The sequence below is a fragment of the Winogradskyella marincola genome (genome assembly GCF_029624125.1).
Lineage (GTDB): Bacteria > Bacteroidota > Bacteroidia > Flavobacteriales > Flavobacteriaceae > Winogradskyella > Winogradskyella marincola.
The window spans coordinates 83,882-101,802 of the sequence record NZ_JARSBN010000004.1 but is presented as its reverse complement, the minus strand read 5'-3'; the positions used below and the strand labels follow the sequence as shown (position 1 = coordinate 101,802).

Here is a 17,921-nt window from a genome sequence, read left to right as displayed (position 1 = left end):
AAAAATAATTATGAAAATAAAAACCATAAAAAAGATACCTGTACTAGTCTTACTGATTTTAGTTTACTTGTCGTGTACAGATGATTTTGTAGATAGAAACCCTGTATATTCTATCGATTCTGAAAACTACTTCAATTCTGAAGATGATTTTAATAACGGACTTATTGCGGCTTACGATTTGTTGCAATCTACTTACATAAACAATATTATGGGAGAGATTGTATCAGATAATACATTATGTGGTGGCGAAAGCGCAACAGACGTTATTGGGTATCAGCAAATAGATGATATGATTCATACACCTGTAAACGACCAAGTTCAGAACTTATGGAACTGGATGTTCGCTGGTGTTAACAGAGCAAACTACCTGTTAGAATTTCAAAACAATGTTGATTTTGAAGGAAAAGATATAATCATAGCTGAAGCAAGGTTCTTGAGAGCTTATTATTATTTCGAATTGGTAAAATGGTTTGGACCAGTACCTTTAAAAGAAACTAGATTCCAGTTAGGAGACGAAACAACAATTCCAAGATCTCCTGTAGAAGATGTATATGCTTTAATTGAAGCAGATTTAATCTATGCATCAAACACCCTTTCTTATACAGCACCTCAAGTAGGAAGAGCAACAAAAGGTTCTGCTCAAGCATTATTAGGAAAAGCGTATGTGTATCAAGAAAAATTTAGCCAGGCGGCAATTGTTTTAGACGATTTAATTCAAGATGGACCTTACGATTTAATAGCCGATTACGATACAATTTTTGAAAATGAACAAGAAAATGGAGTAGAGTCTGTTTTCGAAGTTCAATATACAGATGCAGAAGGGGCAGGATTTGGATGCTTACAATGTAGTGAAGGTAATATTGCAGTTGGTTTTAATGGTATTAGAAATTATAACGGTCCTTTATTTGATTCTGGTTTCAGTTTTAATATACCTACAGAAGAAGCATATTTAGCTTATGAAGAAGATGATTTAAGAAGAGATGTAGCCATTTTAAATATCGAAACTTGGGCAGCTCAAACAGGAGCAACGTACGGAACAGGATACGAACATACAGGTTACTATAACAGAAAATACATTGCTAGACAAGGAGATTTAAATACAGGAGATCAAAACCTTACAAATCCAAATAACTACAGAGCAATAAGATTTGCAGACGTATTGTTATTGGCTGCAGAAGCCTATAACAGAGGCGGTTTAAGTGATGTTACTGCACAACAATACCTTAATAGAGTTAGAAATAGAGCCTTTGGAGATACAGATCACGAAATCTCAGCAACAGGAGCAACATTAACAACAGCTATTTTAAACGAAAGAAGATTAGAACTTATGGGAGAAGGTCATCGTTTCTTCGACTTAGTAAGAACAGGAAACGGATCTGTAATTCCTGGTTTTGTAGATGGTAAACATGAAGTATTTCCAATACCATTAGAAGAGATACAGTTTTCAAACGGTAATTGGCAACAAAACCCTGGTTATTAAAAAATAAAGACTATGAAGATAATTAAGCAACAATTAAAATTTCTTCTTTTAGTACTTGTCGTTTTTGGCTGTACTAAAGAAGATGATAATACTGATTTTGTTAATCAGATTGAACCGCCAACAAATATTTCTGTTGATGTAACGGTAACTCAAGATAATACAGGTTTGGTAACATTAAGGCCTTCTGGAGAAGGTGTTACAGGTTATGTAATAGACTTTGGTGATGGATCAGAAGTGTCAGAACTTATAGGTCCTGGTGAAGACATTTCGCACACATATCAAGAAGGTGTGTATGATGTTGTGGTAACAGCAAATGGACTTACAGACGAAACAACTTCGATAACCCAAGAAGTGGTAGTGTCTTTTCAGGCACCACAAAATTTAGTAGTAGAGATTACGAATGATCCTGCGTTATCCAAAACAGTAAATGTTACAGCAAATGCAGAATTTGCGACATTTTTTGAAGTAGATTTTGGTGAAGTTCCAGGTGCAGATCCAGTTTCAGCAAATATTGGTGAAACAATATCCTACACTTTTGAAGAAGCTGGTGTCTATACAATAACTGTAGAAGCACTAGGTGCAGCAATAGAAACAACAACATATACAGAAGATTTTGAGGTGACTGCTATACTTCAGCCTTTAGCTTCTGCGCCAGCGCCTCCAGCAAGAGAAGAAGGTGATGTAATTTCAATTTTTAGCAGTGCATATAATAATGTTCCAGGTACAGATTATTTCCCGGATTGGGGACAAGCTGGTCAAGGAAGTGGCTGGGCAATGTTCGATTTAGGTGGAGATGAAATGCTTCAATATGTAAATCTAAGTTATCAAGGTATTGCTTTAGCAGAAGGAACTACGGTAGATGTCTCTCAAATGGAATATTTACACTTAGATGTTTGGACAGCAGAAGCTGTAACAGATATTGAAACATCATTAATTAATAATGCTTCAGGTACAGTAACTGAAGCGCCAGCAACCAGATCATTAACAGCAAACAATTGGACGAGTATTGATATTCCAATTTCTGAATATACAGATCAAGGATTAACAGTTTCAGAAATTTTTCAGTTAAAATTTGTTGGTACACCTTGGGCTGCAGGTACAGTATTTATAGATAATATTTATTTCTGGAAAACACCTACAGCTCCTTCTCCATTAGTAGGAACTTGGGTATTAGCACCAGAAGCAGGAGCTTTAGGTGTTGGTCCAGCAGTAGGAGATACAGGTTGGTGGAGCTGTGATGCTGTTTGTGTAGCAGATAGAGCTTGTCAATATGATGATGAATTTGTTTTTGGATCTGATGGATCTTTTACAAATAATCTTGGAAGTGAAACTTGGGTAGAAGGTTGGCAAGGAGGATCTGAAGCATGTGGAACTCCTGTAGCACCTTATGATGGTAATGCGGTTGCAACGTATGTTCATAACCAAGCAGCAGGTACTGTTACAATAAATGGAACAGGAGCCTATATTGGTTTGCCAAAAGCTAATAATGAAGGAGAACTTCCTAACGTGGCTGTGCCAGAATCAATTACTTACGATGTAACGTTTATAAATGAAAATACAATTAGTGTTGTTATTGAGTCTGGAGCAGGTGTGTTTTGGCAATATAAACTTGTAAGAAGTGGAGCACCATCTCCAATAGTAGGAACATGGGTTTTAGCACCAGAAGCAGGAGCTTTAGCTGTAGGTCCTGCTTTGGGAGATACAAGCTGGTGGAGTTGTGATGCGGCTTGTGTAGGCGATAGAGCTTGCCAGTACGATGATCAGTTTGTGTTTGGACCAGATGGTAGTTTTTCAAATGTATTAGGAGCTGATACTTGGGTAGAAGGTTGGCAAGGTGGATCAGATGCTTGTGGAGCTCCTGTAGCGCCTTATGACGGTTCAGCTTCTGCAACATATACTTTTGATGAGTCTGCGGGAACAATTACCATAAACGGAACAGGTGCTTACATAGGTATACCAAAAGCTAATAATGAAGGCGAATTACCAAATGTAGCAGTACCAAGTACTATTATTTACAATGTTTCTATGGAAAATAGTACTACAATGAATGTGCATATAGAGTCAGGTGCAGGTGTGTTTTGGCAATATAAATTGGTTAAAATTTAAAAAAAAAACAAGAAATGAAAAATTTAAATATTAAGTTAAATGTATTGATTATTGCAGTCTTGGCGACATTCTTTTCTTGTCAAGATGATGATGCATCAATAGGAGAGATTGTTGCACCTACCAATTTATCTATAGAAGCCGTAATTGTAGGTCAGGATGCAGATAATCCTTACGGAGATGGTTCAGGTGTTGTTAATTTATATGCGACCGCAGATAATGCATCTAGTTATAAGTTTTTGTATTCAACATCAGAGGTAAGTGCGCCTTCAGGTCAGATTGAAGCTCTGTTTACTAATCTTGGTGTCAACACATATACTGTAACAGTTATAGCTTATGGCACAGGTGGTTTAGCAACAACGGCAACTACAGAAGTTGAAGTGTTGGCAACTTATTCGCCACCAGAAGATTTAATTGAAAAATTAGTAGGTGACAGTTCAAAAACATGGAGATTAAAATCAGAAGCTAATGGTCATTTTGGTTTAGGTCCTGTTGGAGGACAGATTCCTGTAGAATGGTATGGTGCAGGACCAGAAGAGAAAGTAGGAGTTGGTATGTACGATGACAGATTCATTTTTAATATAGATGGAACGTATACGCACATCACAAATAATACAAATGACGATCCAACTACAGATGTTACTGGTACTATATTTGGTAGAGATGGTTTAGTAGATGAAATAGGTTCAGGCGGAACAGTTAATGGTGCTGATGTAGAAAATTTACCATACGACGATTATACATCTTCTTACTCATTAATTGCGCCAGGTGGAGTAGAAACAATTAGTCTTAATGGGCTTTCGTTTATCAGTTATTATACTGGAGGTAGTCATAATTACCAAATTTTTGATCGCTCTGTTGAAAATGAGCTTCTTTTAAAAACTACAGACGGAAACAACGAGTTTGATTGGTGGTTTATTTTAACTTCAGAAGAGCCTTCAAACGAAGAATTTGCTTCTGTTTATAACAATTTGGTTTGGCAAGATGAATTTGATGTAAATGGTGCGCCAGACCCTTCTAACTGGACATACGATTTAGGTACAGGTACAGATGGATGGGGAAATCTAGAGCTACAACACTATACAGATAGACCAGAAAATGTTATTGTAGAAGATGGTATGCTAAAAATTACAGCAAAAGCTGAATCTTTTTCAGGTAGTGATTATACGTCATCTAGAATAAAGTCTCAAGATTTATATGAGTTTACCTATGGTAGAGTAGAGTTTAGAGCAAAGCTTCCAGAAGGTGGTGGTACGTGGCCAGCACTATGGATGTTGGGCGCTAATTTTGAAGAAGTAGGTTGGCCAAACTGTGGTGAGATAGACGTTATGGAGCATGTAGGTAATAGTCAAAATACAATTCATGGTACACTGCATTTGCCAGGCAATTCTGGTGGAAATGCAGTTAGCGGAACTACTACAAATCCTACTGCAAGTTCAGAGTTTCATTTGTACTCTGTAGAATGGAGACCAGGTGAGATTATCTTCCTAGTAGATAATGAACCATTCTTTACTTTTGATAATGATGGTACACTACCGTTTAATAGCGACTTTTTCTTAATTATAAACTTTGCTATGGGAGGTAATTTTGGAGGTGCTGTAGATCCTGCATTTGTTGAATCTACATTAGAGGTTGACTATGTAAGAGTGTATCAATAGTATGAAATATATCAAGCATATAGCAATAGTATTAGCACTTATCAGCTTTAGTTCTTGCAACAAAGGTGATGATAAGTTGGCTATGTCTTCAGACTCTACTGATACTACTAAAAACGTATCAATAGAAAATAAAGTTGAAGAGCTATTGAGTAAGATGACCTTAGAGGAAAAAATAGGTCAGATGAATCAATATAACGGTTTTTGGGATTTAACAGGTCCTGCGCCTTCAGAAGGTGTTGCCGCTAAAAAGTACGAACACTTAAGAAAAGGATATGTTGGTTCTATGCTCAATGTTAGAGGTGTTGAGGATGTAATGAAGGTGCAAAAAATAGCTGTTGAAGAAACCAGACTTGGTATTCCATTGATTATTGGGTTTGATGTTATTCATGGCTATGAAACCTTAAGTCCAATTCCGCTTGCAGAATCTGCAAGTTGGGATTTGAAAGCAATAGAGAGATCTGCAGAAGTGGCAGCCGAAGAGGCTGCTGCAGCAGGTATTAACTGGACATTTGCTCCAATGGTAGATATCTCTAGAGATGCACGTTGGGGAAGAGTTATGGAAGGTGCAGGGGAAGATCCTTTTTTAGGTTCTAAAATTGCTGTAGCTAGAATCAATGGTTTTCAGGGAGATGATTTATCAGATCCAAAAACTATTGCTGCTTGTGCTAAGCATTTTGCAGGTTATGGTTTTTCAGAGTCTGGAAGAGATTATAACACTGTAGATGTAGGAACTTCAACACTATACAATACAATTTTTCCGCCTTTTGAAACTTCAACTAAAGCAGGTGTAAGAACGTTTATGAATTCTTTTAATGAGTTAAATGGAGTGCCAGCAACAGGAAATAAATTTCTACAAAGAGATATTCTAAAAGAGAAATGGAAGTTTGATGGTTTTGTGGTTTCAGATTGGGGCTCAATTGCAGAAATGATAGCTCATGGTCATGCAAAAGACGGGAAGCAAGCAGCAGAAATGGCTGCAAATGCTGGTTCTGACATGGATATGGAATCTTACATGTATGTGGAAGAATTAGCAGCATTAGTAAAAGAAGGTAAAGTAGATGAAAAGCTAATTACAGATGCAGCAAGACGAATATTGAGAGTAAAGTTTGAGTTAGGCTTGTTTGATGATCCTTATAAATATTGCGATATAGATAGGGAAAAAGCAACATTAGGAAAACAAGAAATCCATGATGCTGTTTTAGATATGGCGCAAAAATCTGTGGTATTATTAAAAAATGAAAATAGTCTGCTACCCTTAAAAAAGGAAAACCAAAAAATAGCAGTTATAGGAGCTTTGGCTAACGATAAAACAAGTCCTCTGGGAAGTTGGAGAATAGCAGCAAAAGACGAAACTGCTGTATCTGTTTTAGAAGGGTTAAAACAATATAACGGCAACCAAATTACTTATGCTAAAGGTGCAGATTTATCTACTGGAGAAAATACTTTTGCCAGAGAATTAACTATCAATACTACTGATAAATCTGAGTTTGCTAAGGCAAAATCCGTAGCTAAAAATGCAGATGTAGTAATTATGGTTTTGGGTGAGCATGGTTTTCAGAGTGGAGAAGGAAGAAGTAGAACCGAAATTGGTTTGCCAGGAGTTCAGCAAGAACTATTAGAAGAAATTTACGCTGTAAATAAAAATATAGTTTTAGTGCTTAATAACGGAAGACCGCTAGCGCTTCCTTGGGCAGATGAAAATATTCCTGCAATAGTTGAGGCATGGCATTTAGGTACCCAAAGCGGAAATGCGATAGCAAGAGTGCTTTATGGAGATTACAACCCAAGTGGAAAATTACCAATGAGTTTTCCGAGAAATGTAGGTCAACTGCCGCTTTATTACAATTACAAAAGCACAGGTAGACCAAATGAGCCATCTCCAGGTGAGGTGTTTTGGTCGCATTATATGGATGAGAGTAATACACCTTTGTATCCTTTTGGTCATGGTTTAAGTTATTCAAAATTTGTCTATTCAGACTTGGCGATTAATGCTAATGATGCGGATAAATACATAACAGTAACTTTCAATCTTAAGAATGAAAGTAAAGTAAAAGGAAAGGAAGTTGCTCAGCTATACATTCAAGATTTATTTGCAAGTATTACAAGGCCAGTAAAAGAATTAAAAGGGTTTGAATTAGTGGAGTTAGAGGCTGGTGAGCAAAAAAGAATAGAAATAAAACTAACCAAAGACGAACTAGGTTTTTATGATAATCAAGGTGAATTTATAGTAGAGTCTGGAGATTTTAAAGTATTTGTTGGTGGAAGTTCTAAAACAATTTTAGAAGATAAATTTAATTTACAATGGGACATAAGTCAATAGTTATACTCTTGGTGATAGCGAGTTTTTTTTCATGTGAAAAGGAGAAAGAAGTTTTGTTTTTTGAAGATTTTACAGGAACAAGTTTAAATACAGCTATATGGAATTATGAATTGGGGGATGGCTGTCCTAACTTATGTGGTTGGGGAAATAATGAAAGACAAGTCTATACCAAAGAAAATATAGAAGTAAAAGATGGAAGCCTCATTATTACCGCAACTAAAGATTCTACATCATATTTTTCGGGTAGAATTACAACCAAGGATAAGTTTGAGTTTCAATATGGTACTATAGAAGCAAGAATGAAACTACCAGAAGGCGGTGGCTTATGGCCAGCATTCTGGATGCTTGGTAGCAACATTGGGGAAGTTGGTTGGCCAAAATCTGGTGAAATTGACATTATGGAATATGTTGGTAAAAACCCACACGAAATCCATACAACACTGCATACTCAAGATAGTTATGGTAAGTCCGTAAATACTAAAGTGTCTACTATCAATGATATAGAAGAAGGTTTTCATACCTATAAAGCCGAGTGGACCAAAGAGAGCATTACATTTAGTATAGATGACAACGAAGTTTATGTTTTTAACCCAAAAGACAAGAATGAAAACACATGGCCTTTTGATCAGCCATTTTACATTTTAGTTAATATGGCAATAGGAGGTAACTTTGGTGGACCAGAAGTAAATGATAAAATATTTCCGAAACAGTTTGAAATTGACTATATTAAGGTGTTGAAAAATTAAATATATAATATATGAAACACATTTACTTTATTTTATTGTTAATCGGTACAACCGTTTCTGCACAAAATAATATTACGTTTAGTGTAGATATGTCTGGACAAACTTTTACAACACCTTATGTAAGTGGAAGTTTTAACTCTTGGAGTGGTGATGCTAATGCATTAACAAATGTTGGAGGTGATATTTGGGAAGCAACATTGTCATTGCCAGATGGTGAATATGAGTATAAGTTTACTTATGATAATTGGGCAGGACAAGATGCTTTTTCTCAAGGTGATGTTTGTACAATAACTAATTATGGAAATCATAATAGAAGACTTGTTGTTGAAGGATCTGATATGGTCTTAGAAACAGCACCTTTTAGTTCTTGTTACGAGAATACAACAGGGCCATCTTCTTTTACTGTAAATTTCGTAGTAGATATGTATGGCTATGGAGGCTCTTTTACTAATGTTCATATCAATGGTGAAAACCATAATGGGCAAGGTTTTGGTAATTGGTGCGGAGATTGTGGTAATACATTAACCGATATGGGAGGTGGAATGTATGGCATAACTTTAACTTTAGAAGAGTATTCATACCAATTCAAAATTACTGTGGATGCTTGGACGGATCAAGAAAATTTTTCGCCAGGAGATCCTTATACAGCAACTGATGGTACTTATACTAATAGGTACATTCAGGTTAATGAAGATAAGACAATTAATTTAGAGTGGAATGTTGCAGGACAAGAAACTTTAGGTGTTAGTAGTGTTGTAGAAGATAAGTTTTCTGTATACCCAAATCCTACCCAAGGAAATTGGAAATTATCAGGAACTAATGTTATAAAAAATGTGATTGTTTACGATATTTTAGGTAAACAAGTGCTATCAATGGATTCAAATGCAAATGAAGTAGTTATAAACGGAGCATCATTAAAAACTGGTGTTTATATGGCTAAGATTGAAAGTGAAAACGGTTCTAAAACAATCAAGTTAATTAAAAATTAATAACGATTCTAATTCATAGAATAAAGAAAGAGCGTATTTTTACAATACGCTCTTTTTTATTTAACCAAAAAATAATCTATGACTACTTTAAAAGAACTAGCAAAACTCTTAAATATTTCGGTATCTACAGTGTCAAAAGCACTAAATGACAGTCATGAAATTAGTGCCACCACCAAAAGAAGAGTCAATGAATTAGCAGAGAAACTTAATTACAAACCCAATCGTATTGCACAGCAATTAAAGAGTAATACAACAAAAACTATTGGTGTAATTTTGCCAACTGTTACAAATCCTTTTTTTGCTGAGGTTTTACATGGTATAGAAACTAACGCAACCAAAAATAAATACGATATTATTGTTTGCCTTTCAGATGAATCTTTAACAAAAGAGCAACGTAGTTTAGAATTGTTGTCTAACGGAAGTGTCGATGGATTTATAATTGCTGTAGCCAGAGAAAGTCAAGTCTTAGAGCAAACCGCGCACATTAATACGGTAATTAATAACAAAATACCTGTTTTAATGTTTGATAGAGTTGTTAACGAAATCACTTGCGACAAGGTTGTGGTGGATGATTTTCAGTCTGTATTTGAGGCAACAGAATACTTAATTAAAACAGAACAGAGAAAGCATATTTTATTGGTAAGTAATATTGAAGAGTTAAGTGTAGGGAAGTTAAGGATAAAAGGATATCAAAAATCTATTGAAGATGCTAATTTAAAATCTAATGTTTTAAAATTAAGTAAGGTAGATGATGTAGAGAAGCATATATACAATTATCTTCAAGACAATCCAGAAACAGACGCTATTGTTTCAATAGACCATATTACAGGAATTATTGCTATTAATATGGCAAAAAAAACAGGGAAAAATATTCCAAAAGATATATCTGTAATAGGGTTTGGTTATGAGCACACTCAATTGTTATCTAGTCCTAAGATATCTATAGTGCATCAAAAAGCGTATGAAATAGGTGAGATGTCTGTAAAGCTACTAATAGATAATTTAAAATCAGAAGATCATAAAGTAAAGACCATTGTGGTGCCAAGTGAACTCAAATTAGGAGAGTCTACAAAATAGAGAAATAAAAAAGCCTGAAGTAAATTCAGGCTTTTTTTTTATAATTAGTGTTTTTAGTTGTCTTCACCATCAACTTCATCTACGGCATCATCTACAGCGTCTACAGCTTCTTTGCCTTCTTCAACGACGTTGTCCATGGCTTTTCCAGCTTTTTCCATAGCTCCTTCAGTCTCTTTTTCGACCTCTTCTACTGTTTCTTCAACTTCTTTTTTAGTTTCTCTACAAGAGTTTAATGATAAGCCTAAAAATGCAACTAAGGCTAAACTTAATACAACTTTTTTCATTTTAATGGTTTTAGTGTTAATTGTTGTTAATACACTAATTTAACAATTTTAATGAATTTTTAATAAAATTCTAGCGTTTATTAATAGTGTATATAAGTTATATACGGATAGATTTTAGAATTTGGATTACAGCTCCTTTATTTTTTTCTATGAAGTTTTTGTTTGTTAAACCTTGGTTTTCTCTAAACGAAGTGTCAGAAATAAGCATTTTTATTGTAGTACTAAAGTCTTCTGAAGTTGAGACAGAAGTAACACCACCTAGTTTTATAAGAGCATCTGCTTCAGGAAATTTACTGTAGTTTTTTCCGATAATTATAGGTGTGCCAAATACAGCAGGTTCTAAAATGTTGTGTAAGCCAGTTGTGCCTGCAGCACCACCAATATATACGATGTCTGCATAGCTGTAAACTCTGCTGAGATAGCCAATAGTATCTAAAATAAAAACATTGTAATCTGAAAGTTTTTTGTCCTTAGATAGTTCTGAAAAACAAATAGAATTAGTCTTTATTTGAGATTTTAAAGATTCTATATAGCTAGGCTTTATATTGTGTGGTGCAATTATAACTTTTAGGTTTTTAAAGTCTAGATGGTTAAGGTAGTCCATGTAAAGCTTATCGTCGTCTGGCCATGTACTGCCAAAAACTATACATAAATTATCTTGTTTAAAATTTTCAATAAAATCAACTGAATTATCAACGTTTAATTGATTGTTTACACGATCAAACCTTGTATCTCCTGAGACAGAAACATTTTTATAATTGATACTTTCAAGAAGTATTTTTGAACTTTCGTTTTGGGTAAAAATATGGTTGAAGCCAAATAGAGCCGATTTAATAAAGCCACCATACCATTTAAAGAAAGCTTGGTTTTCTCTAAATACAGCCGAAATAAGTATCGCTTTATGGTTTCTCTTTTTTAGTTCCTGTAAAAAGTTTGGCCAAATTTCGTACTTCACAAAAATGGTATAATCAGGATTTACGATATCTAAAAACCTTTTTGCATTTGCTTTGGTGTCTAAAGGCATATACACCACAACATCAGCAATTTTAGAGTTTTTTCTAACCTCATATCCAGATGGAGAGAAAAATGAAAGTACCACTTTGTAATTAGGATATTTTTCTTTTAAAGCTTCAAAAATAGGAAGGCCTTGCTCATACTCACCAAGCGATGCAGCATGAAACCAAAATGTTTTGTCATTAGGTTTTACGTGTGTAGTCAAGGTTTTGAATGTTTTGCGCCTTCCAACTACACCTAGTTTTAGCTTAGAGTTAAAAAGTGCTAACAGGTTAAGCACAAAACTTGCAATGTAGATTCCTAAAGAATAAAGTAGTTTCAATACAAAAAGTTTGTGCTAAAATACATTTCTTTCAGTAAAAATGCATTGGCTTAGCAGTTACAATTTTGTATTTTCGCCTAGAGCATTTTTAAGAATGCATTTCAGAACATATATAATCCTTCACGGAATGAAAAAAATACAAATGGTTGACTTGCAGAGTCAATACGCAAAAATAAAAGATGTTGTAGATCCTTCAATTCAGGAGATTTTAGAAAGTGCAGCATTTATAAACGGACCAAAGGTTCATCAATTTCAAAAAAACTTAGAAGATTATCTTGGTGTTAAGCATGTTATTCCATGTGCTAATGGTACAGATGCTTTGCAAATAGCAATGATGGGTCTGGGGCTTCAGCCAGGAGATGAGGTTATTACAGCAGACTTTACATTTGCTGCAACTGTAGAAGTTATTGCATTATTACAACTAACACCAGTACTGGTAGATGTAGATCCTGTAACATTTAACATAGATGTTGAAGCTATTAAAAAAGCAATTACACCAAAAACTAAAGCAATTGTACCTGTACATTTGTTTGGTCTGCCAGCAGAGATGGACGAAATTATGGCTTTAGCAAAAGAGCATAATCTGTATGTAATAGAAGATAATGCACAAGGTATAGGTTCTAGTTACGCACACAAAGATGGAACTAAATCTAAAACCGGAACTATTGGTCATGTAGCATCAACTTCATTTTTCCCATCAAAGAATTTAGGTTGTTATGGAGATGGAGGAGCTATTTTTACCAATGATGATGATTTAGCACATACCATACGAGGTATTGTAAATCATGGTATGTATAAGCGTTACCATCACGATGTTGTTGGTGTAAACTCTCGTTTAGACTCTATACAAGCAGCCGTTTTAGATGCTAAATTACCGCATTTAGACAGCTATAATAAAGCAAGAAGAGCAGCAGCAAAAAAGTATAATGAGGCTTTTGCAAATCATCCTAAAATTGCCACACCTACAGGTTTAGAAGCACATGATGCAGATGATAGCCATGTGTTTCATCAGTATACATTAAATCTAAAAGATGTAGATAGAGATGCTTTGGTTGCGCATTTACAAGCAAATAATATTCCTTGTGGTGTTTATTACCCAATTCCGCTTCATAACCAAAAAGCGTATCAAGATGAGCGATATAATGAGGCAGATTTCAAAGTTACCAATCAGTTGGTACAATCTGTTATCTCATTGCCAATGCACACAGAGTTAGATGAAGAGCAAATAGAATTTATTACTACTACAGTCCTTAATTTTATAAATCAAAACTAAAACATGAAAATATTAGTAACAGGAGGCTTAGGTTTTATCGGTTCGCACACAGTAGTGGAGCTTCAGAATAAAGGTTTCGAGGTTGTAATTATAGATAACTTAAGTAACTCCTCTATTAATGTTTTAGATGGTATAACAGCTATAACTGGTATAAAACCACATTTTGAAGAAATAGATCTAAGAGTAAAAACAGATGTTATTCGTTTTTTTGAAAAGCATAATGACATTGTTGGTGTTATTCATTTTGCAGCAAGTAAGGCTGTTGGAGAGAGCGTAAAGGAACCATTAATGTATTATGAAAATAATATAGGTACTCTGGTTTATATGCTACAATCTGTATCAAAATTAGAAAAGCAAAATTTTATTTTTAGTTCATCTTGTACAGTTTATGGTCAGGCAGATGAATTGCCAATTACAGAAAGTGCACCTGTAAAACCTGCCGAATCGCCTTATGGTAACACTAAGCAGATTGGTGAAGAAATCATTAGAGATACATGCAAAATCAATGAAAATCTAAATAGCATTGCCTTAAGATATTTTAATCCTATAGGTGCGCATCCATCTGCTGAGATAGGTGAGTTGCCAATTGGTGTGCCACAAAATCTGGTGCCTTACATTACACAAACAGGAATGGGTATGCGCGAGCAATTATCAGTTTTTGGTGGCGATTATGAAACACCAGATGGTACATGTATTAGAGATTACATTCATGTGGTAGATTTGGCAAAAGCTCACGTTGTAGCTTTAGAGCGATTGTTAGAGGATAAAAACAATACTAACTATGAAGTTTTTAACTTAGGAACTGGAAAAGGAAGTTCTGTTTTAGAGGCTATTCAGTCGTTTGACAAAGTATCTGGTAAAACTTTAAAATATCAGATTGTTGGCAGAAGAGAAGGAGATATTACAGCAGCTTATGCAGACACAGCAAAAGCCAATGATGTTTTAGGTTGGAAAACCGAATTAACTCTAGACGATGCTATGGCTTCTGCATGGAAGTGGGAACAAAAAATTAGAAATCAATAAACTTTATATCATGAAAGCGTTACTCAGTATTCTGGCATTTGTATTTTCAATTGTTTTAGCAGCCCAAAACACTTATTTGCATTGTGGAAAACTAATAGATACTGAGTCTGGTAAAGTGCTTACTGAGCAAACAATTGTTGTTTCTGGTAATAAAATAGTTTCGGTTAAGAAAGGGTATCACAATCCTGATAAAAAAGAGGATACCGTAATAGATTTAAAATCTAAAACCGTAATGCCAGGTCTTATAGATATGCATGTTCATATTGAAAGCGAAACTAACCCAAAATCTTATCTTGAAGGGTATACATTGAATGATGCTGACATAGCTTTTAATTCTGTGCAATATGCAGAAGTCACTCTAATGAATGGTTTTACAACCGTAAGAGATTTAGGAGGTTCGGGTGTTAATGTGTCTTTAAGAAATGCAATAAATGCAGGGAAAGTAAAAGGACCAAGAATCTTTACAGCAGAAAAAGCTCTGGCTACAACTGGTGGTCATGCAGATCCTACAAATGGTTCTAGTAGAGAACTAATGGGAAATCCAGGACCAAAAGAAGGTGTAGTAAATGGAGTAGATGATGCTAAAAAAGCTGTAAGACAGCGCTATAAAAATGGAGCAGATTTAATAAAGATTACTGCAACAGGAGGAGTGCTAAGTGTAGCAAAAAGTGGACAGAATCCGCAATTCACTGTTGAAGAAATTAAGGCTATTTGCGAAACAGCTAAAGATTACGGGTTTCATGTAGCAGCACACGCTCATGGAGATGAAGGTATGCAACGCGCTATATTAGGTGGTGTAAAAACCATTGAGCATGGTACTTTAATGAGCGATGAAACCATGGCACTCATGAAAAAGCATGATGTTTACCTTGTGCCAACTATTACTGCAGGTAAATTTGTGTCTGATAAAGCTAAAATTCCAGGCTATTATCCAGATGTTGTGGTTCCAAAAGCGTTAAACATTGGTCCAAAGATTCAGGAAATGTTTGGTAGAGCATATAAAGCAGGTGTTGGCATTGCTTTTGGTACAGATGCAGCGGTTTTTTATCATGGTGAAAACGGAAAAGAATTTGGCTACATGGTTGAAGCAGGAATGCCAGCAATAGAGACCATACAAAGTGCTACAGTTACCAATGCAAAAATCCTTAAAGTAGAAGATCAATTAGGAAAGCTAAAAGAAGGTTTTTTAGCAGATATTATTGCTGTAAATGACGACCCAACAAAGAAAATTTCTACAATGGAAAATGTTGTTTTTGTCATGAAAGAAGGTGTTATTTATAAAAAATAGCCATATACCTCAAAAAAATCAATTAGCAGACTTTTACCTAAAACGCTATATCATTAAGAATATACTAATGATATTTGAGTCTGATTTTCAATATGATAATCTTAAAAAGGCTTAACTAGGATTTAACATTTATTTCTTGGGATTACTTCTTAGTCTTTGTTGTTTTGTATCTAATGATAATTGGATAATAATGAAATTGATAAGCATTAAGAGAGAAACAAAGCAAGAAGGTCGGTTCTCAAAAAAGATGGGTGTACTGTCTACAAAAGTTACTTACGTTAAGAAACAATTCTTAAGTATTCCTTACAAAACCCTTCATAAATATCGCGAAACTTATTACGGTGAAATTAAAGACTGCGAAGATTGCCAGCTAGCTAGATAAGGCATCTTTAGCTGTTTTATTATTGTAGTTTTATGTCTGAGAAAGGGTAAACTTTTATCGGATTTTACATTTTTTTTTACCAATTAAGAAATTTTTAAGAATTTATTACGACTGATAACCATAACTTTAAGTTATCGGCATTGTTATAATCAACCAAATTCTTGAAAATGGTATTTCTAAGGCATATAATTCTATTGCTTGCCTTGCTTTTGTTTTTTAATAAAAGCAAGGCAAGCACCTATGCCTATACCGATGCAAAAATTTGTTTAGAGTCACTTTCTAAAAAAGGGTTAGATAGCATACTCAAAATTCAGAAAAAAAAGGATTCGATTGAGCGATTAGACTTAATTAAGATTAATGAAACGCTATTGTCTAACAAAACAAGCGACTCCATAGCAATTACCAAAACACTGGCAATACTTTATTCAGAAAATAAAGATTCTAATAAAGCTTCTCAACACATAAAAAAGTATATACAAGATACGCAAGACTTGTCTATTCTTAATAACCATGTGTTTTCTGGTATTAAAGCTACAGAAGCATACAGTAGTCTAAGTAAAGGCTATAAACCACATTTTAATTTTTTAGCCTTACTGCATGCCTTAACAGGAGTTATAGGTGTATTTATTGTTATTGTTTTGTTTGCTAAGCGAAATTTAGATAAGACTTCCGTGTGGTTAATAGGTTCTTTCATACTATTTCATTCTTTTTTTATGCTGCACATTAGTTTGTTTATGTCTAATTACAATCTAATGTTTCCGCATTCATTCTATATATCTACACCTTTTTCATTTTTATACGGTCCATTATTATATTTTTATTTCAAAAGGGTAGTTGAGAATTATAAAATATCTTTTAAAGATACTGTGCATCTAATACCAACTGTATTACTAATACTTTGGCTTATACCATACTATAGCTTAAGCGCTTCAGAGAAGTTTAACTTACTCATAGATAATACAGAATCTGTTCATATTGGTAGAAAGATTTTAGTTGTTATTAAGTCACTATCATTATGTCTATATGCAATAGGAATCTATCGTGTGTATAGAAATAAAAAGAAGACTGTAGAGACTAATAATTCTGAATTAAAGAGTAGAGTTTTATGGGAGCGAAGTATCATGATTATATTTGTTTGTTATGCCTTTGCATATCTGCTTCACGGTGCTGTAGTTGTAAAATTGGTAGATTATTTGCCTTTTGATTATTTAAAATCTGTTTTTATGATTGCCATGATCATCTATATGGCATTAATGTCTGGCTTAAGACCAGAAATTATTATGAATGCAAACAGAAATGTTTTTGGAATAAGTAAATTGCCAATAAAGTATGAAAAATCTAACCTTACAGAGAGCTATTCTAGTGAGTTAAAAGATCAATTGGTAGACTTATTAACCCATCAAAAAGTTTATAAAAATAATACCATAAGTTTAGAAACCCTATCTGAAATGCTTGGTACTACAAGGCATAACACCTCTCAAGTTATCAACGAGCATTTTGATATGAGTTTCTACGATTTAATCAACCAATACAGAATATTAGAAGCTGTAGATATTTTTGACGAAGATCAAAAACGAAATCTCAACATTATAGAAGTGGCTTATGAAGTGGGTTATAATAATAAAGTAACCTTTAATAAGGCTTTTAAAAAGCATATGAATCAAACACCTTCTACCTATATTAGGTCACTTAGATTAGCTTAATTCCTTTTTTGTTTTTTTATTATTTCACTCTGTTTTTTATTAATAATGGACATAAAAACCAACGTTTTTTAATGTCTGAATTTTACGATTTATACATTCTTTAAGTGTCTATCTGTAGATAGAAAATAGTTGCCTTTAGAATTTAATTTTAAAGGCTTTTTTTAAAAGGTAAATACAAGGTAATCATCCGTCGGCATAAGTAAATTCTTATAATTCTTACCTCAAATTTGTAGTCATATAAGTTGCTTTACATACGCAA

Annotated in this window: 14 protein-coding genes; 12 read left to right on the top strand and 2 right to left on the bottom strand. The window is 34.2% G+C overall.

Annotated features, from left to right (window positions below; translation table 11 throughout):
- Positions 1–10 precede the first annotated feature (10 nt).
- The 7 genes from P7122_RS08295 to P7122_RS08265 all read left to right on the top strand — a co-directional run bounded on the left by P7122_RS08295 (position 11) and on the right by P7122_RS08265 (position 10,373).
- Entirely contained in the window at positions 11–1,480 is a 1,470-nt protein-coding gene (locus tag P7122_RS08295) for a RagB/SusD family nutrient uptake outer membrane protein (protein WP_278005325.1), read from the top strand.
- 12 nt (positions 1,481–1,492) lie between these two features.
- Entirely contained in the window at positions 1,493–3,586 is a 2,094-nt protein-coding gene (locus P7122_RS08290; protein WP_278005324.1) for a hypothetical protein, read from the top strand.
- Positions 3,587–3,600: 14 nt separating this feature from the next.
- Positions 3,601–5,241 carry a glycoside hydrolase family 16 protein gene (locus P7122_RS08285; protein WP_278005323.1) on the top strand — a complete coding sequence of 547 codons (1,641 nt, stop codon included), beginning with the start codon at positions 3,601–3,603 and terminating at the stop codon, positions 5,239–5,241.
- A 1-nt stretch (position 5,242) separates the two neighbouring features.
- The gene (gene bglX / locus P7122_RS08280) at positions 5,243–7,561 is read left to right on the top strand and encodes a beta-glucosidase BglX (RefSeq protein ID WP_278005322.1); all 2,319 of its coding nucleotides are present in this window, start codon (positions 5,243–5,245) and stop codon (positions 7,559–7,561) included.
- The gene (locus P7122_RS08275) at positions 7,543–8,307 is read left to right on the top strand and encodes a glycoside hydrolase family 16 protein (RefSeq protein WP_278005321.1); all 765 of its coding nucleotides are present in this window, start codon (positions 7,543–7,545) and stop codon (positions 8,305–8,307) included. The genes bglX and P7122_RS08275 overlap by 19 nt, the downstream gene beginning before the upstream one ends.
- Before the next feature lie 11 nt (positions 8,308–8,318).
- Positions 8,319–9,296: a T9SS type A sorting domain-containing protein gene (locus tag P7122_RS08270; RefSeq protein WP_278005320.1), complete on the top strand. Its 978-nt coding sequence runs from the start codon at positions 8,319–8,321 to the stop codon at positions 9,294–9,296.
- Positions 9,297–9,374: 78 nt separating this feature from the next.
- Positions 9,375–10,373, top strand: coding sequence for a LacI family DNA-binding transcriptional regulator (locus tag P7122_RS08265; RefSeq protein WP_278005319.1), 999 nt, complete (start codon positions 9,375–9,377; stop codon positions 10,371–10,373).
- A 53-nt stretch (positions 10,374–10,426) separates the two neighbouring features.
- Here P7122_RS08265 and P7122_RS08260 read toward each other — a convergent pair whose 3' ends face one another.
- Both P7122_RS08260 and P7122_RS08255 read right to left on the bottom strand, forming a co-directional pair.
- Positions 10,427–10,657: a hypothetical protein gene (locus P7122_RS08260; RefSeq protein WP_278005318.1), complete on the bottom strand. Its 231-nt coding sequence runs from the start codon at positions 10,655–10,657 to the stop codon at positions 10,427–10,429.
- Positions 10,658–10,754: 97 nt separating this feature from the next.
- Positions 10,755–11,993 (bottom strand): 3-deoxy-D-manno-octulosonic acid transferase, encoded by a 1,239-nt coding sequence (locus P7122_RS08255; RefSeq protein WP_278005317.1) that lies wholly within the window; start codon positions 11,991–11,993, stop codon positions 10,755–10,757.
- Positions 11,994–12,120: 127 nt separating this feature from the next.
- Between P7122_RS08255 and P7122_RS08250 the strand changes: the two genes are divergently transcribed.
- The 5 genes from P7122_RS08250 to P7122_RS08230 all read left to right on the top strand — a co-directional run bounded on the left by P7122_RS08250 (position 12,121) and on the right by P7122_RS08230 (position 17,662).
- Positions 12,121–13,266, top strand: coding sequence for a DegT/DnrJ/EryC1/StrS family aminotransferase (locus P7122_RS08250; RefSeq protein ID WP_278005316.1), 1,146 nt, complete (start codon positions 12,121–12,123; stop codon positions 13,264–13,266).
- A gap of 3 nt (positions 13,267–13,269) precedes the next feature.
- Complete coding sequence (gene galE / locus P7122_RS08245; RefSeq protein WP_278005315.1) at positions 13,270–14,289, top strand: UDP-glucose 4-epimerase GalE; 1,020 nt, start codon at positions 13,270–13,272, stop codon at positions 14,287–14,289.
- Positions 14,290–14,299: 10 nt separating this feature from the next.
- Positions 14,300–15,577, top strand: a complete 1,278-nt coding sequence (locus tag P7122_RS08240) for a metal-dependent hydrolase family protein (RefSeq protein ID WP_278005314.1) — start codon at positions 14,300–14,302, stop codon at positions 15,575–15,577.
- A 190-nt stretch (positions 15,578–15,767) separates the two neighbouring features.
- Positions 15,768–15,959, top strand: a complete 192-nt coding sequence (locus P7122_RS08235) for a hypothetical protein (RefSeq protein ID WP_278005313.1) — start codon at positions 15,768–15,770, stop codon at positions 15,957–15,959.
- A 167-nt stretch (positions 15,960–16,126) separates the two neighbouring features.
- On the top strand, positions 16,127–17,662 hold the full coding sequence (locus tag P7122_RS08230; RefSeq protein ID WP_278005312.1) for a helix-turn-helix domain-containing protein: 1,536 nt from the start codon (positions 16,127–16,129) through the stop codon (positions 17,660–17,662).
- Positions 17,663–17,921: the final 259 nt, after the last annotated feature.

Bases quoted from the DNA above. Each gene is read 5' to 3' on its own strand.
- P7122_RS08290 (WP_278005324.1), top strand. From the start codon at position 1,493: ATGAAGATAATTAAGCAACAATTAAAATTTCTTCTTTTAGTACTTGTC.
- P7122_RS08295 (WP_278005325.1), top strand. From the start codon at position 11: ATGAAAATAAAAACCATAAAAAAGATACCTGTACTAGTCTTACTGATT.
- P7122_RS08260 (WP_278005318.1), bottom strand. From the start codon at position 10,657: ATGAAAAAAGTTGTATTAAGTTTAGCCTTAGTTGCATTTTTAGGCTTA.
- galE (WP_278005315.1), top strand. From the start codon at position 13,270: ATGAAAATATTAGTAACAGGAGGCTTAGGTTTTATCGGTTCGCACACA.
- P7122_RS08270 (WP_278005320.1), top strand. From the start codon at position 8,319: ATGAAACACATTTACTTTATTTTATTGTTAATCGGTACAACCGTTTCT.
- bglX (WP_278005322.1), top strand. From the start codon at position 5,243: ATGAAATATATCAAGCATATAGCAATAGTATTAGCACTTATCAGCTTT.
- P7122_RS08230 (WP_278005312.1), top strand. From the start codon at position 16,127: ATGGTATTTCTAAGGCATATAATTCTATTGCTTGCCTTGCTTTTGTTT.
- P7122_RS08235 (WP_278005313.1), top strand. From the start codon at position 15,768: ATGAAATTGATAAGCATTAAGAGAGAAACAAAGCAAGAAGGTCGGTTC.
- P7122_RS08265 (WP_278005319.1), top strand. From the start codon at position 9,375: ATGACTACTTTAAAAGAACTAGCAAAACTCTTAAATATTTCGGTATCT.
- P7122_RS08285 (WP_278005323.1), top strand. From the start codon at position 3,601: ATGAAAAATTTAAATATTAAGTTAAATGTATTGATTATTGCAGTCTTG.
- P7122_RS08275 (WP_278005321.1), top strand. From the start codon at position 7,543: ATGGGACATAAGTCAATAGTTATACTCTTGGTGATAGCGAGTTTTTTT.
- P7122_RS08250 (WP_278005316.1), top strand. From the start codon at position 12,121: ATGAAAAAAATACAAATGGTTGACTTGCAGAGTCAATACGCAAAAATA.
- P7122_RS08240 (WP_278005314.1), top strand. From the start codon at position 14,300: ATGAAAGCGTTACTCAGTATTCTGGCATTTGTATTTTCAATTGTTTTA.